The 15,671-nt window shown below is 39.3% G+C and carries 11 protein-coding genes; 10 read left to right on the top strand and 1 reads right to left on the bottom strand.

Annotation, left to right across the window (positions count from 1 at the left end; all coding sequences use genetic code 11):
* Nucleotides 1–58: 58 nt before the first annotated feature.
* The 3 genes from EFD62_RS18235 to EFD62_RS13970 all read left to right on the top strand — a co-directional run bounded on the left by EFD62_RS18235 (nucleotide 59) and on the right by EFD62_RS13970 (nucleotide 2,373).
* Nucleotides 59–184 (top strand): hypothetical protein, encoded by a 126-nt coding sequence (locus tag EFD62_RS18235; RefSeq protein ID WP_268919986.1) that lies wholly within the window; start codon nucleotides 59–61, stop codon nucleotides 182–184.
* Between the two features lie 58 nt (nucleotides 185–242).
* A complete protein-coding gene (locus EFD62_RS13975; protein ID WP_128706305.1) occupies nucleotides 243–1,544 on the top strand; it encodes a hemolysin family protein in 1,302 nt (433 codons plus the stop codon).
* Between the two features lie 61 nt (nucleotides 1,545–1,605).
* Nucleotides 1,606–2,373, top strand: coding sequence for a MerR family transcriptional regulator (locus EFD62_RS13970; RefSeq protein WP_069195037.1), 768 nt, complete (start codon nucleotides 1,606–1,608; stop codon nucleotides 2,371–2,373).
* A gap of 84 nt (nucleotides 2,374–2,457) precedes the next feature.
* Here EFD62_RS13970 and EFD62_RS13965 read toward each other — a convergent pair whose 3' ends face one another.
* Nucleotides 2,458–4,155 carry a cellulase family glycosylhydrolase gene (locus tag EFD62_RS13965; RefSeq protein ID WP_128706304.1) on the bottom strand — a complete coding sequence of 566 codons (1,698 nt, stop codon included), beginning with the start codon at nucleotides 4,153–4,155 and terminating at the stop codon, nucleotides 2,458–2,460.
* Nucleotides 4,156–4,756: 601 nt separating this feature from the next.
* Between EFD62_RS13965 and EFD62_RS13960 the strand changes: the two genes are divergently transcribed.
* From EFD62_RS13960 to hisD, 7 genes are all read left to right on the top strand, one after another.
* Complete coding sequence (locus tag EFD62_RS13960; protein WP_069195035.1) at nucleotides 4,757–6,550, top strand: phosphoenolpyruvate carboxykinase (GTP); 1,794 nt, start codon at nucleotides 4,757–4,759, stop codon at nucleotides 6,548–6,550.
* A gap of 1,264 nt (nucleotides 6,551–7,814) precedes the next feature.
* On the top strand, nucleotides 7,815–8,345 hold the full coding sequence (gene hpf, locus EFD62_RS13955) for a ribosome hibernation-promoting factor, HPF/YfiA family (protein ID WP_069195034.1): 531 nt from the start codon (nucleotides 7,815–7,817) through the stop codon (nucleotides 8,343–8,345).
* Nucleotides 8,346–8,466: 121 nt separating this feature from the next.
* Entirely contained in the window at nucleotides 8,467–10,692 is a 2,226-nt protein-coding gene (gene pcrA / locus EFD62_RS13950) for a DNA helicase PcrA (RefSeq protein ID WP_128706303.1), read from the top strand.
* A gap of 125 nt (nucleotides 10,693–10,817) precedes the next feature.
* Nucleotides 10,818–12,248, top strand: coding sequence for a BsuPI-related putative proteinase inhibitor (locus EFD62_RS13945; protein WP_083225180.1), 1,431 nt, complete (start codon nucleotides 10,818–10,820; stop codon nucleotides 12,246–12,248).
* Nucleotides 12,249–12,410: 162 nt separating this feature from the next.
* A complete protein-coding gene (hisZ, locus tag EFD62_RS13940; protein ID WP_069196352.1) occupies nucleotides 12,411–13,670 on the top strand; it encodes an ATP phosphoribosyltransferase regulatory subunit in 1,260 nt (419 codons plus the stop codon).
* Between the two features lie 14 nt (nucleotides 13,671–13,684).
* Entirely contained in the window at nucleotides 13,685–14,326 is a 642-nt protein-coding gene (gene hisG, locus EFD62_RS13935) for an ATP phosphoribosyltransferase (protein WP_069195032.1), read from the top strand.
* A 5-nt stretch (nucleotides 14,327–14,331) separates the two neighbouring features.
* Nucleotides 14,332–15,639: a histidinol dehydrogenase gene (gene hisD, locus EFD62_RS13930; protein WP_069195031.1), complete on the top strand. Its 1,308-nt coding sequence runs from the start codon at nucleotides 14,332–14,334 to the stop codon at nucleotides 15,637–15,639.
* Nucleotides 15,640–15,671 lie beyond the last annotated feature (32 nt).

Raw genomic sequence — 15,671 nt, 5'->3', positions numbered from 1 at the left:
TAAATTTATTTTATTATCAATGTAAGAAATTTATGATTTAATTGGGGGTGATAAGATAATGGATGACTATCCGGCGGATTTACAAAGCATCGACGCACTATGGTTGTTATTAAAATCAGAGGGTACTGTAAAAATGGACAATATAAAAATCGGTAATTACAAAGGGGCCATAGTAAATCCGTAGCATGGGTTTATTATGTTTTTTTTTAATCTAATTATATTAATGTGGAGGATGATTTTAATTGTTTGTTGAGATTCTGGTTTTAGTACTATTGATAGTGCTGAATGGATTTTTTGCAGCTTCGGAGATTGCACTGATATCATTAAATGACAATAAGCTCAGAATGATGAGCGATGAAAAGAACAAAAAGAAGATTGCATTGCTAAAAAAACTATTATCCGAACCGGGCAGGTTTTTGGCCACCATCCAAGTCGGTATTACTCTTGGAGGAACACTATCGAGTGCTTTTGCGTCCGAGAGCTTTTCTGATAGACTGGCAGCTTTTATAAAGCAGATGGGTGCTCCTATTCCGGATGCAGTGCTGAAAACTTTATCAATGATTTTCATATCTGTGATTCTGTCATATTTCTCACTTGTAATAGGTGAATTGGTTCCTAAAAGGCTTGCAATGAAGGAAGAGGAAGCCATATCCATGTTTGCTGCCAAACCCCTCTATTTTCTTTCGGTTGTTACTTATCCTGTTGTAAAGTTTCTCAATGCGTCAACCAATTTGGTGGTAAGACTGTTTGGTATTGACCCTAATGCAGATGAAGAAGAGGTTACGGAAGAAGAGATTCGAATGATGGTGGACGTAGGAGAGGAAAAAGGAGCCATACAGGAAACCGAAAAGGAAATGATTAACAATATTTTTGATTTTGACAATAAGACTGTCATGGATATTATGACACACAGGACTGATATTATAGCCCTTCCGGACAATGCAAGTCTTAATGAAGTGATGACTTTGTTTATTGAAGAGAAATATACGAGGATACCGGTGTATGAAGAAAGTATAGATAATATTGTTGGAATCTTGCATGTTAAAGATTTGATAAAATATATTGGTAGTGAGAATACTACTAAAAACTTTGATTTGAAAAAGATTAGCAGAAAGCCTTATAATGTTCCTTGGTCAAAGAAGGCAGACGAGCTTTTTGCTGAATTGCAGAAAAACAAAAATCATATAGCAATTATTATTGATGAGTACGGTGGAACAGCGGGAATTGTTACTATGGAAGATCTTGTTGAGGAGATTGTAGGTAATATATTTGATGAATACGATGAAGAAGAAAAAGATTTTGAAAAGCTGGATGATAGTACTTATGTGTTTAATGGTTCTGCCGGGCTTGACACTCTAAACGAATGGGTAGACGCACAGCTGCCTGAGGATGAATATGACACATTGAGCGGTTTTGTCATAAGTCAGTTGGGGAGAATTCCAAATGACGATGAAAAACCTCAAATAGAATTCAACGGACTTGTATTCAAAGTAGAAGAGGTAAGCGAAAAAAGGATTGAAAAGATTAAGGTGTGTAAAACATAAAAAAGTTATTGACATTAACGCAGCGTAAAGGTGTAGAGTATTCTTGTGAGGAGGTGAAAGCATGGAGTACACAGTGCAAAAGCTTGCATCTCTGGCTGGGGTCAGTGGCCGTACCCTTAGGTATTATGATGAGTTGGGTATTCTTAAGCCGGCAAGAATAAATTCATCAGGCTACAGGATATATGGTCAGAAGGAAGTTGACACTCTGCAGCAAATACTTTTTTACAGGGAATTGGGCGTGGGTCTTGACTGCATTAAGGATATTATTACGTCACCTTCTTTTGACCCGCTTGCTGCACTGATAGAGCATCGCGAAAAGCTCCTCCAAAAAAGAGAGCAGTTGGAATTGTTAATCGCAAATGTGAGTAAGACAATTGCGGCTGCGGAAAGGAGAGCTGAAATGACTGATAAGGAAAAATTTGAAGGTTTTAAACAGAAAATGCTCGACGAGAACGAGCAAAAGTATGGAGAAGAGATCAGAGCTAAATACGGAGATGGACAGGTCGATGAATCCTATAAAAAGTTCAAAAACATGACGAAAGAGCAGTATGAAGAGATGGAAAAGCTGTCTCTTGAGTTGAATGAGATATTAAAGCAAGCCTTTGCAACGGGCAATCCCGCAGGCGAGCTCGCTCAAAAAGCTGCAGACTTGCATCGCCAATGGTTATGCTATTCATGGGGAAGCTACAGCAAGGAAGCCCATGCCGGACTTGCCAGAATGTATGTTGAGGACGAGAGATTTACTGAGTATTATGATAAGGAACAACCGGGAACTGCAAAGTTCTTGAGGGATGCCATTCTAATTTATACCGGAATGAAGGACAAATAATGTAGCTTATTTAAAAAGGTTGACTGCCATGTGTTCGGCAGTCAACCTTTATTTCATTTATCAATCTAACCAAAACTGCAATTACTATGATACAAATGGAAGTTTATCAATTACCTTAAGCAAATACCTTTTTAGGATAGTAGCGTCTGTTGAAGTCACCTTACCGTCCTTGTTTACATCTGCAGCGTCCAGGTTCGCATTTGATACCGGAATCTTCAGCAATATTCTCTTTAACGTAGTAAGGTCTGTTGAGTTGACATTACCGTCGCTATTAATATCACCATAAGTAAATCCCGGTTTAGGTGATATTGTAGGAGTCGGTAAATAAGTTGGCTTTGGAGTCGGTGTTGCAGGAGCGTCTGTTACTTGTGGTGTTCCGTAGTATTCACCCAATGAAATTCCGTTGGAACCAAGAGGAATTTTATGGTCAAGTCCGATAAACTTGCCATCTTTGGTCTGCCATAATGAAGGCTTTAACAATCCGTATTTCTCTTCGTCCCAAGTGGACCAGTCATTTCCGATTAATCCGCCGGTATCACCGGAGTTTGGATTTATACACCAGAATGTGTGGTGAATGCGGTTCTCGATCATATAATCCCTTAGCAATGTCATCCATTTTTGGTTCTTGCCACCATCCATATGTCCTCCCCACTCACCTATGAGTAGTGGTGCAATTCCCTGATCGTTAATATATGCCCAAGTGTCATACCAATAGTCATCTAACAAGGTCTGAGTTGTGAAGTCTTTATCAAACCATGTTTGAGCATATACCGACGGACCGTAGTCGTGCGGAGAGTATACTATCTGACTGGTCAAAGGACCTAAATCAATAGGATAGTCTTTAACACCTCTTAAGTTTCCGCCCCACCATGCACCATACCACGGAGAAGCATCACCTACTGCACCCCAGATATCCGGTGTATCATAGGTATAGCCTTTTTCAGTCTTAGGATACTGTTCAACACCTTCAATCATTATCAACAAATGAGGATTTACATCCAAAATTGCTTTTGCACAAGTTTCAGCAGCGTATTTCCAGTTGTTTTCGTCTTTAGAGTTATCCCACTTTGCAAGCATTTCAGGTACTTCATCCATATAGCCACGCTTTCCGTGAGGCTCGTTTTTCAGGTCAAGCGCCAATAATGTATCATCGTTTTTGTACTTATCGGCCAGCCAAACCAAAGTGTCTATCCACATTTTTGTAGTAACTACTCCGCAGGTACTGGTATCCTTACCGTACCACAACTCATAGTTATGTCCGGAGTTGTTGGCATCAGGGCTATGTATATCTACCATTACCTTAATTCCAAGTTCCTTACAGTATCCCATAATGATATCGAAGATTTCCATACTGTCTTTTACATCGTCGGTTTCAGGATCGTAAAAGTCAGGGTTAACACAATGATACGGAGGATTATTGCTGGCAGTTACACTGGAAACCGGATTCGGCTTTCCAATCATCCAGCTGTACAGAAGCTCTGTGGAAATTGGTATTCTCAGAAAGTTAATACCTCTGTCGGCAACGCTTGTTAGAATACCCTTAACGTCATACCAAGCACCATGGAAACAGTTTTCACTACAGTTAAAACCAAACCAGTTGGCACCTGTCAGCCAGACTTCGTTTCCATACATGTCGTAAATCTTGTTGCCTTTACAATGCAACCAGTCGTCGTTGTTGCTGTCAACAGCGGTTACTGTTGATGCTGTATTCTGTGAAAAACAAAAAGCAGCCAGAACCGTGAAAGCAACAACCAGCGAAAAAATCATTTTTGCTTTTTTCATAAAAATATCTTCCCCCCAAAAATAATTTATTCAATATATTATTGAAAATTGTTAACCAAACTAAAGATGTATTAATATAAGTAAAAACCCTGAGTGACACAAAGTTCCAATTAACTGATGCAATATGTACATCCTATTATAATTTTATAAAATATTCGAGATTAAATCAACCCAAAATCTGCACATCTGCAGAAAATTAGGCATTGTGTCGGATGTTATTGCAATCTAACCTGTTTCTCACAAGGATCACAAATTCTTTTTCGCAATATATAGGTATTCTATCACAGAAGCAAATGTATAAAAATAATTATCAAATATAATACTCTCAATGTATAGTTGTATAACATCGCATACTTTTTGAGGCAAAAAAGTGAGGAATTTGTCGCCTTTATTAGAATAAAAACAGGAGGGTTGATACTTCATCAAAACATGCATAAAAAGGCAAAAGACTTGTTGATATTTTGGTGGTTTTGTGTTAGGATGTTAGTGAAAAAATTAACTAATTCGTTACAGAGCATAAAATACCGAAATTATTTCGGTTCACTTATATTGCAAAATGCAATAGCATAAATAATACTTTATTTTGGAAGGAGAATTTCTAATGACATCAAACAAGAAATTGCAGGCTTGGGTAAAAGAAATGGCTGAAATGTGTCAGCCTGATCAAATTTATTGGTGCGATGGTTCACAGGAAGAAAATGACCGCCTATTAAAGCTGATGGTAGATTCGGGTTTAGCAACACCTTTAAATCCTGAAAAACGTCCGGGATGTTATCTCTTCCGCAGCGACCCATCCGATGTTGCTCGTGTTGAAGACAGAACTTTTATTGCATCTAAGACTAAAGAGGATGCAGGACCTACCAACAACTGGATTGACCCGGAAGAACTTAAGACAACTATGAAGGGATTGTACAAGGGTTGCATGAAAGGAAGAACAATGTATGTTATTCCTTTCTCCATGGGACCTATCGGCTCACCTATCTCCAAGATCGGTATTGAATTGACCGACAGTCCTTATGTTGTTGTTAATATGCGTATCATGACACGCATAGGTAAAGCTGTATTAGATCAGCTTGGAGAAGACGGAGAATTTGTACCATGTCTTCACTCAGTTGGAGCTCCATTGGAAGAGGGCCAAAAGGATTCAGACTGGCCATGTGCACCAATAGAGAAAAAATACATTAGTCATTTCCCAGAAGAAAGGACTATATGGTCCTATGGATCCGGATATGGTGGAAATGCGCTTTTAGGAAAGAAATGCTTTGCACTTCGTATCGCGTCCGTTTTGGCACGTGATGAAGGTTGGTTGGCTGAGCATATGCTCATCCTTCGCATAACTGACCCAGAGGGCAATAAAACATATGTTACCGGTGCTTTCCCAAGTGCCTGCGGAAAAACAAATCTGGCTATGCTTATTCCTACAATTCCGGGCTGGAAAGTTGAAACAATCGGTGACGACATTGCATGGATGAAGTTTGGCAAGGACGGTCGTCTCTACGCTATCAACCCTGAAGCAGGATTCTTTGGAGTTGCTCCAGGTACATCCATGGATTCAAATCCAAATGCAATGCATTCAATCGAAAAGAATACAATATTTACAAACGTTGGATTAACTGACGATGGTGATGTTTGGTGGGAAGGTATTGGAACTGACGCACCTGATCACCTCATAGATTGGAAAGGCAATGACTGGACTCCAGGTTCAGAGACTCCAGCAGCACATCCTAACGGACGTTTTACAGCACCTGCAAGTCAGTGTCCTGTAATTGCTCCTGAATGGGAAGATCCTCAGGGTGTGCCGATTTCTGCTATTCTCATCGGTGGACGTCGTCCAAGCACTATTCCGTTGGTTCATGAAAGCTTTGACTGGAACCACGGTGTATTTATGGGTTCGATCATGGGTTCTGAAATTACAGCTGCGGCAATTTCAAATAAAATCGGCCAGGTACGTCGTGACCCATTCGCTATGCTTCCTTTCATAGGCTATAATGTAAATGATTATCTCCAACACTGGCTTGACATCGGTACTAAGACTGATGATAGCAAGCTTCCGAAGATATTCTATGTAAACTGGTTCCGCAAGGACAGCGACGGAAGATGGTTGTGGCCTGGATTCGGTGAAAACAGCCGTGTTCTCAAGTGGATTGTTGAAAGAGTTTCCGGCAAGGGTACAGCAGTGAAGACTCCTATAGGATATATGCCTACAGTTGATGCTATCGATACAAACGGACTTGATGTAAGCAAAGAGGATATGGAAGAGCTCTTGAAAGTTGATAAGGAACAGTGGCTCAGTGAAGTTGAGTCAGTAAGAGAGCACTATGCATCATATGGAGAAAAGCTGCCAAAAGAATTGCTGGCGCAGCTGGATGCTCTTGAAAAACGTTTGAAAGAATAAGTCTTGGTATTAAAGACGGTTAATTTATAAAGTAGAAAAGGAGTCATGATGTTTTCACGACTCCTTTTTTATATTGCTTAGTTTCCTAATAAAATTATGTTTGCCTTATAATAAAAGCTAGAGCCATTGAGGCCCTTTCTTTAGCCTCTTTCATTCCAAGAGGCTAAGAAAGCGAAAAACCGAAACTTAGTTTCGGTTTTTTAGTAAGCTTTATTATATGTATATTTTATATATAAGAGAAAAGGGTGTAATGTTAAATATGTTTTATCGTTTGACGGGTGTCAAATTAGAGCGTTGGTTTGTATGATTCGGTGTACATATTAAGTGTGTATATTATTATATCGATTCTAAGTTCTTTGCTACGTTGTAATTGCATTCGTAATTAAATATATTATATTGTTAATTGGATGATGTATATTGTTCGGTGTTATACATCACACCCCTATAATTTTCTTTCCCTCTCACAATCTTATTATCACAAATTCTGCGAATTTAAACAATATGCAATTTCAACAAAAAATGAAGGAGTATGCAATCAAATTTTGATCAATAAAACGAAAAACAATAATTCACTAACGTTACATAATAATGGATTTCATTGTGAGATATGGTGCTATATAAATTAAAGTGGTATTACTAATGGAAATAAAATCCTCCAAAAGCAATATTTATAGCTATTTCCCATTAAAAGTTTTTAGGGCAGATGAATATTATGAAAGGTATTGTGTTAACATAAAACGTTAGGATTTCTAAAGATAACAACAGGTTTATCCACAGGTAAAATCAGCCTATATTACTTATTCACAGAATTGTCCACATTATCCACAGGGTTTATGTGCACAAAACAGATGTTTTGTGGGTCAAATGTGATATAATTGTGGAAAAACATTTGAATACAGCTTTCTGTATTGGTTCGCAGGCTTTCGAGCTTAAGCACTTATGTGGGAAATTAGATACTGTTAGGTTGTAAAATACCTATTTGCTTGTTTATAATTATTTTGAAGGAATATTTTACTTAACGTCGAATTAATATATTATTAATATTTTTACCCGAAAACACAGAAAAGTATGGGAAAACATGATTTGTGACATGATTTGAACTAGTCAATTTTAGTAAATGGGGGTGGGTTTTTGATTTTTAAGTCAAAGTCGTGTTTTGGAGATAATTTTCTGGGTAAAACTATTAATAATAGCAAGACAGGTATTTGTACTTAAATGAGATTGTACAATACTTGTTATTGACGGAAAGGGGCTGTATGCATATATGAAATTCAAAGTTACTGGAAAAAACATTGTTGTAACTGAAGCTTTAAAAGAAATGGCTATAAAAAAAGTCGGAAAACTGGACAAGTACTTCCGCCGAGATGCTGAGGCTCATATCACCATGAGCGTACAAAAGAACAGACATATAGTGGAGGTTACAATACCTTTCGAAGGAGGACTACTGAGAGCCGAAGAAGACAATCAAGATATGTATGCTTCTATCGACAAGGTCGTAGACAGTCTCGAAAGACAGATAAGAAGAAACAAGACTAAACTTGAAAAGAAAGTCCACGATGGCAGTTTGAGGTTTGAGAACTTTAATTTTGATGATGACGCTGAAGAAGAACCTAAATTTGAAATCGTAAGGACAAAGAAATTTGCTATAAAGCCCATGACAGTTGAAGAAGCTGTTTTACAAATGAATCTTTTAGGACATGAATTCTTTATGTTCTCCAATGCAGAAACTCTTGAAGCGAATGTTGTATATAGGAGAAAAGATGGGAATTATGGACTAATTGAACCGGAGTTCTGATTCATCAATTGTGAATGATAAAATATATGTTTGATATATAATGGGTTTTCTACTATAATAAAAATGCCGAGGCTAATGTCTCGGCATTTAAATTTGCGTTTTTTATTGGAGAGGACGATATATGGATTTATTAAAGGATTTAAATAAAGAACAGAAGGAAGCGGTATTGCATATTGACGGACCATTGCTTGTTTTGGCCGGCGCAGGAAGCGGAAAGACAAAGGTGCTTACGCACAGGATTGCTTACCTGATTCAAGAAAAGAATGTACATCCCGCCAATATTCTTGCGATAACTTTTACCAACAAGGCTGCAAAAGAAATGAGGGAAAGAATAGATCGGCTTGTTGAAGATGTCGGTAACAGTATATGGGTAAGTACCTTTCATTCCATGTGTGTGAGAATACTAAGAAGGGACATAGAAAAAATAGATTATGATAAGAGCTTTGTAATATTCGATTATACGGATCAGCAGAATGTTGTAAAGGACTGTCTTAAAGAGCTAAACCTCAATGAGAAAAACTATCCTCCGAAATCTATATTGGAAATGATTGGGAGAGCCAAGGATGAGCTTATTACTCCCGATTCTTACTTAAAAATGTATTCCGGGGATTTCAGGATGGAGAAAGTTGCCCGGGTTTATGAGCTCTATCAAAAGAAGCTTAAGCAGAATAATGCGCTGGATTTTGATGATATTATAATGCTGACGATAAAGCTTTTTGTGGATAACCCTAATGTGCTTGATTATTATCAGAGAAAATTCAGATATATACTGGTGGACGAATATCAGGATACCAACACAGCCCAGTATTCCCTTGTAAGCCTTTTGGCCCAGGGATATAGAAATCTTTGTGTTGTGGGGGATGATGACCAGTCCATCTACGGGTGGAGAGGTGCCAATATAAGAAATATTCTGGACTTCGAGAAAGAGTTTAAGGATGCAAAGGTAATAAAGCTTGAGCAAAACTACCGTTCAACTCAGACTATTCTTGATGCAGCCAACCATGTCATTAAAAACAACTTAGGAAGAAAAAATAAGAGCCTCTGGACAGATAATAAAGAAGGCGACGGAATTAAGTATCTGGAGTGTTTAAATGAGCATGAAGAGGCGTATTTTGTAGCGAGCGAGATAAAGAGGCTTTGCACTGAGAAGAACAGGTCTTATAAGGATTTTGCCATACTCTATCGTATAAATGCCATGTCTCGTGTTGTTGAGGATGTGCTCATGAAGGAAGGAATAAGCTACAAAATATTTGGAGGATTGAAGTTCTATGACAGAAAGGAAATAAAGGATGTCATTGCTTATCTTCGTGTTATTCAGAATCCTGCAGACAACATAAGCTTAAAGAGAATAATAAACGAACCGAAAAGAGGTATTGGGAATACAACGGTGGATAATGCCGAGAAATTGGCCAATGAAAGAGGAGTTAGCATTTTCTCAATTATTTCATCGGCGGCGGAAATCCCCGAGCTTATTAGGGCATCAGCAAAGCTTGAGAAATTTGTTTCCCTGATAAACAGCCTACGAGCTCAGAGTATGGTGATGACTGCATCGGAAATGATTGGGGAGGTAATTGAGAGGACAGGCATTCTAAAGGCCTATGAGGAAGAGAATACTATAGAGGCCCAGGGCAGAATAGAAAATATGAAAGAGTTATTGTCCGTTGCAATGGAATTTGAAAATGAAAATGAAGAAAAGAGCCTTACGGATTTTCTTGCCCATGTATCCTTGGTGTCAGATATTGATACTATGGATGAGGATAGTGAATATGTTGCTCTAATGACTCTTCACAGCGCAAAGGGGCTGGAATTCCCTGTGGTTTTTTTGGTGGGGATGGAAGAAGGTATTTTCCCGGGTTATAGGTCAATGACCAGCGAAACGGAGCTCGAGGAGGAAAGAAGGCTGTGCTACGTTGGCATAACAAGGGCTAGGGAAAACCTTTATATGACAAGTACCTTCAGTCGTACACTGTTTGGAAATACTACCTACAACAGAGTTTCAAGATTCATCAAAGAAATTCCTGGAAATCTGTTTGAGTCCGGTACCGATAAAGAAAAGGCTGTGGAAAAGACATCCGGTAAGACAGAGGCTAAAAAGACCGATGCAGTAAATAAGGGCTTTAATCCGTCTGTAAGCTTTAATACGGTAAGTTTTAAGGGTCCTCAAAAGACGGCAGCGCCAAATGCAGAGCTAAAGGTGGGTGACCAGGTGAGGCATAAGCTGTTTGGAGAAGGAATCATCACACAGAGGGAGAAGGATGGCGATGATTTCAAGCTGGAAATACACTTTAAAGGAAAAGGTATGAAGAGGCTAATGGAAAGCTATGCAAATTTGACAAAACTGAATTAATAAAATTTTTAATTTTTTTCATATTGCTCGAACAAAGTCAGATATGATTGCGTCTAATATTTAAACAGAAAAATATGGATACAAACAGTATTAATTATCCTAAAATTTAAGAGGAGGTAATAAGGATGAAAAGAACGTTGGCAATCATTCTGGTATTGAGCATTATGATGGTAAGTGTACCGGTAATGGCGAACGGAGGATACGGCGAAGATGGGAAAGATGTGAGCAAAGCAGATTTTTCAGACATTTCGAGACACTGGGCAAAAAGTGCAATCGAAAAAATGGCGAGTTTAGGAATTGTTAAGGGTTTTGGCAATGGTTTGTTTTTGCCCGATGCACAGATGAGAAGATCGGAATTTGTTGTATCTTTGCACAAGGCATCACAAATTACAATCAACTATTTTAAAGCCCCGGACATCAGTGAGTTTTACAATGATGTGAAAAACGAAGATTGGTATGCTTCGGCCCTTTATGATCTGGCGTCATTAAACATAGTTGATGACAGAGGCAAGTTCAGACCCAATGATCTCATAACTCGTGAGGAAATGGTGCATTATCTTATAAACACATATAAATATAAGCTTAATATTATTTCAGATGAATTTGATGGAGAGGACAATTATTTTGATGATGAAGCAAGTATCCAGAAACAGTATAAAAAGTCAGTAAAGTATGCATTTAAACTTGGATTTGTCAAAGGACGGGGCAATGGAAAATTTGATCCTAAGGGATCTACCACAAGAGCGGAAGCCATGATAGTGCTGGACAAATTAATGGAAGCTTTGAAGGAAGCGGTTGACGAAATGGTTGAACAGCCTAAAGACGCTGTTGAGATAACTCCTTCACTTATAAAACACAAAGATGGGTATAAAATGATGCTGACAATCAGAAATAACAGCGAGCAGGAAGTTGTGATTGAACACTCATCCGGTCAAAAGTATGATTTCGTGTTGCTGGATGATAAAAAGGAGGAAATATACAGATGGTCCGAAGGAAGAGGCTTTACTATGGCACTGACACAGACAACGATTCCTTCTGGCAAGATAGTGGAGTTTTCCGAGGAGATAGACGGGAAAACCTATGGGGAAATCAGTGATAAAGTGTATTATTTTATAGCGCAGATAGTAGGAAACAGCGAGGACTTTGAAATAAATAAAGAAGGATATTCTTTGAAGCTCAAGGAAGAAAAAGACGATAAGCTTGTAATAGTACCGAGCTATGAAAAAGGCAAAAAAGCGTTTGCAATGAAACTTGCAATAAAAAATACATCCAATAAACCAATAACAATCAACCATACATCAGGACAAAAGTTTGACTTCAAATTGTTGGATGAAAATAAAGAAATAATTTATACATGGTCTGCTGACAAGATGTTTATATTTGCGCAGACGGAGACGGTAATTGATGCAGGCAAGACGGTGGAGTTTACTGAGGAGCTTGATGTGGAAAGTTTTGAGGATGTTATCAAAAAAGCAGTGTATTTGAAAGCTTATGTTGTTGGTACATGTGAAGATTGTGATATAGAAAAAGACGGATATGAGATAGAAATAAAGTAGAGTGGATTACTTAGAAATTTGATAGAATCCAAAAAGCTGCGGTGGAGTTGATCCTGCCGCAGCAATTTTTTTGTTGACAAATTCCAAAACTTTCTTTATAATTAACTTAATTCATCACTTTATAACTTTAGTATAGTAAAGTGAAAAAGCGAGGTGCTGGAATTGGCTAAATGGAAAATATATACTCCTGAAGGCATTCAGGATATACTTTCAAACGAGTGTTTTTTCAAAAAAAACCTGGAAGAAAAGATGAGAAATGTGTTTAGAAGCCGCGGATACTACGAGGTTGAGACTCCAATGGTGGAGTTTTATGACGTTTTTTCTACAGAAGAAAATATTATGCCGCAGGAAACAATGTTCAAATTTTTTGACCAGCAGGGAAGGATTCTGGTGCTGAGGCCGGATATGACAATACCGATTGCTAGGGTTGCAGCTACTAAGTATAGGGATGCTGCTTATCCACTGAGACTTTCCTATATAGGCAACACGTTTAAGTACAACGAGTTGGGGGGCGGAAAGCAAAAGGAGTTTACCCAGGCGGGAATTGAGATAATCGGTGTAAATACTCCCGAGGCAGATGCTGAGGTGATTGCGACGGCAATAGATGCAGTAAAGGCTGCCGGGCTGGAAAATTTCCAGATTGATATAGGTCAGGTGGAGTTTTTTAAGGGGCTCATGGAGGAAACAGGCCTTTCTGATGAAGAAACAGAGAAAATGCGAATACTGATTGACAAAAAAGACTTTTTGGGAATCGAAGAATTGGTCCAAAAGCAGAGTATTAGAGACGACTTAAAGGAGCTAATCTTGAGCCTTCCTAAATTGTTCGGTTCTACCGACGTTATTGACAGGGTGGAGAAGTATCCTATAAACCAACGTTCTATAGATGCCCTAAACAATCTAAGAAGTGTACTTAAGATTCTTGATGATTATGGGATTTCCAAATATGTTTCGGTGGACCTGGGGATGGTGCAAAGCCTTAATTATTACTCCGGTACGATTTTCAGAGGGTTTACATATGGAGTGGGATTCCCTATACTGAGCGGAGGAAGGTATGACCGACTGGTGGAGAAATTCGGGAAGAAAAGTCCCGCCACAGGTTTCTCCTTGGGTATAAACATGATAATGATGGCTCTCGATAGGCAGAAAATTGAGATTGAAAAACCTGGTGTTGACACCTTGGTTTGCTGCAAGGAGGAAGGAAGAAAGACCGCCTTTAGAATCTGTGAAACTTTAAGAAATCAGGGGCTTGTGATAGAGATGGATATTACCGGCGGCTGTGACTTTGGAAAGATCAAGAGCTATGCATCCTCAAAGGGCATTGGCGGTATACTCAATGTTCTGGACGATGAGAATATTGAGGTTCACAACTTGGAAAAGGGTGAGGTTTCAAAGGTGACCGTCAGTGAGCTTTTAAAGATATAGTCAGGAGGTAGGGTATGAGATATCTAACGATAGCGCTTTCAAAAGGTAGGCTGACCGATATGTCGGTAGAGCTGTTTGAAGCCATAGGAATAGATTGCACGGAGCTTAAAAATTCATCCAGAAAATTGATTTTAAGCGATGAAAAAAGCAAAATCAAATTCTTTCTTGCAAAGCCCAGCGATGTGCCTACATATGTAGAGTACGGAGCAGCAGATATAGGTATTGTGGGAAAGGATACGCTTCTTGAGGAGGGAAGGCACCTTTATGAAGTATTAAACCTTGGGTTTGCTGCTTGCAGGATGGTGGTGGCAGGCCCGGCGGAGCTTCAGGGAAAGCTTGACCAGCTCACAAATAAAAGAGTTGCCACAAAATATCCCAGGATAGCAAGGGAGTATTTTGAGCACAAAAGAAGAGAATCCATTGAGGTTATAAAGTTAAACGGGTCCATTGAACTTGCGCCTTTAGTGGGGCTTTCCGAGGTAATAGTGGATCTTGTGGAGAGTGGCAGAACCTTAAAGGAAAACGGGCTTGTTGTACTGGACACTATAGCGGATATAAGTGCGAGACTTGTGGTAAACAGGGTAAGTATGAAGATGGAAAGTGAAAGAATCAACGCAATAATCGAGGGAATACGAAGGGAATTGGAAAAGAGGTGATACCGTTGGTAGAAATTATTGATTTGAGAGATAACAAAAATAGCGACATATTTGAAAGCCTAGCGTCAAGAAGTCAGCTAGAGCATGGGGATGTTTTGGATCGCGTAGAGGATATAGTGGGAAATGTTCGGCGAAATGGAGACAAAGCCGTGCTGGAATATACCGCTATGTTTGATAAGGTTGAGTTGACTTCCGATAAATTAAGAGTTACGGAAGAGGAAATAAAAGAGGCGTACACCAAGGTTGACCCAAAGCTTGTTGAGGTGATAAAAAAGTCGAGGGACAATATCCGGGATTTTCATGAAAAGCAGAAGGAGAAGTCTTGGTTTTCCACCGATACTGAAGGAGTAATTGTCGGGCAGATGTATACACCTTTAGAAGTTGTAGGTGTGTATGTTCCCGGGGGAACAGCTGCCTATCCTTCTTCGGTCCTCATGTGTGTAATGCCTGCAAAGGTAGCTGGCGTAAGTAAAGTCGTAATTACCACACCTCCGGGAAAGGATGAAAAGATAAACCCTGCCATACTGGTAGCGGCCAATGAGGCGGGGGTTGACGAAATATATAAAGTAGGCGGGGCCCAGGCTATTGCTGCCTTGGCATTTGGAACAGAGACAATCCCGAAGGTGGATAAGATTGTAGGACCGGGAAACATATATGTGGCAATGGCGAAGAGAACAGTATACGGCTATTGCGATATCGATATGATTGCAGGTCCCAGCGAGATCACGGTAGTTGCCGATGAGACGGCAAATCCGGTGTTTGTGGCGGCAGACCTTTTATCCCAAGCAGAGCATGATGCCCTGGCTTCCTCCATTCTGGTTACAACCTCAGAGATTATTGCAAAAGAGGTTCAAAGGGAGCTGGAGGTGCAACTTGAGGCTTTGGAAAGGAAGGAGATAGCCAGAAAGTCAGTAGCTGACTATGGAGCTATAATTATTGTTGAAAGCCTGAAGGATGCTGCGGCGGTGGTTAACAGAATTGCGCCGGAACACTTGGAGCTTTGCATAAAAGATCCCTTTGCCGCGCTGGGAAATATAAAGAACGCGGGAGCAATATTCCTTGGCAACTATTCTACAGAGTCTTTAGGGGATTATTTTGCAGGACCTAACCATGTGCTTCCGACAAGTGGCACAGCAAGGTTCTTCTCGCCCCTTAATCTATCGGATTTCATGAAGAAGAGCAGTATTATTTCCTACTCAAAGGATGCTCTTGCAAAGGTTAAAGACGATGTCATACTTTTTGCCGAATCCGAAGGATTGGGTGCCCATGCAAATGCTATAAGGGTAAGGTTTCAAGACAATCAGAGAGAATAAGAAACAGCCTATATTGAAATAAATAAAGGAAT

It is taken from the genome of Acetivibrio mesophilus (assembly GCF_004102745.1).
Lineage (GTDB): Bacteria > Bacillota > Clostridia > Acetivibrionales > Acetivibrionaceae > Hungateiclostridium > Hungateiclostridium mesophilum.
Note: the sequence above shows the minus strand (reverse complement) of the source record. Positions and strands in the feature narration are given on the sequence as shown.

Coding starts and splice junctions, on each gene's coding strand:
- EFD62_RS13965 (WP_128706304.1), bottom strand. CDS start 4,155: ATGAAAAAAGCAAAAATGATTTTTTCGCTGGTTGTTGCTTTCACGGTT.
- pcrA (WP_128706303.1), top strand. CDS start 8,467: ATGGATTTATTAAAGGATTTAAATAAAGAACAGAAGGAAGCGGTATTG.
- EFD62_RS13945 (WP_083225180.1), top strand. CDS start 10,818: ATGAAAAGAACGTTGGCAATCATTCTGGTATTGAGCATTATGATGGTA.
- EFD62_RS13970 (WP_069195037.1), top strand. CDS start 1,606: ATGGAGTACACAGTGCAAAAGCTTGCATCTCTGGCTGGGGTCAGTGGC.
- EFD62_RS18235 (WP_268919986.1), top strand. CDS start 59: ATGGATGACTATCCGGCGGATTTACAAAGCATCGACGCACTATGGTTG.
- EFD62_RS13960 (WP_069195035.1), top strand. CDS start 4,757: ATGACATCAAACAAGAAATTGCAGGCTTGGGTAAAAGAAATGGCTGAA.
- hisG (WP_069195032.1), top strand. CDS start 13,685: ATGAGATATCTAACGATAGCGCTTTCAAAAGGTAGGCTGACCGATATG.
- hpf (WP_069195034.1), top strand. CDS start 7,815: ATGAAATTCAAAGTTACTGGAAAAAACATTGTTGTAACTGAAGCTTTA.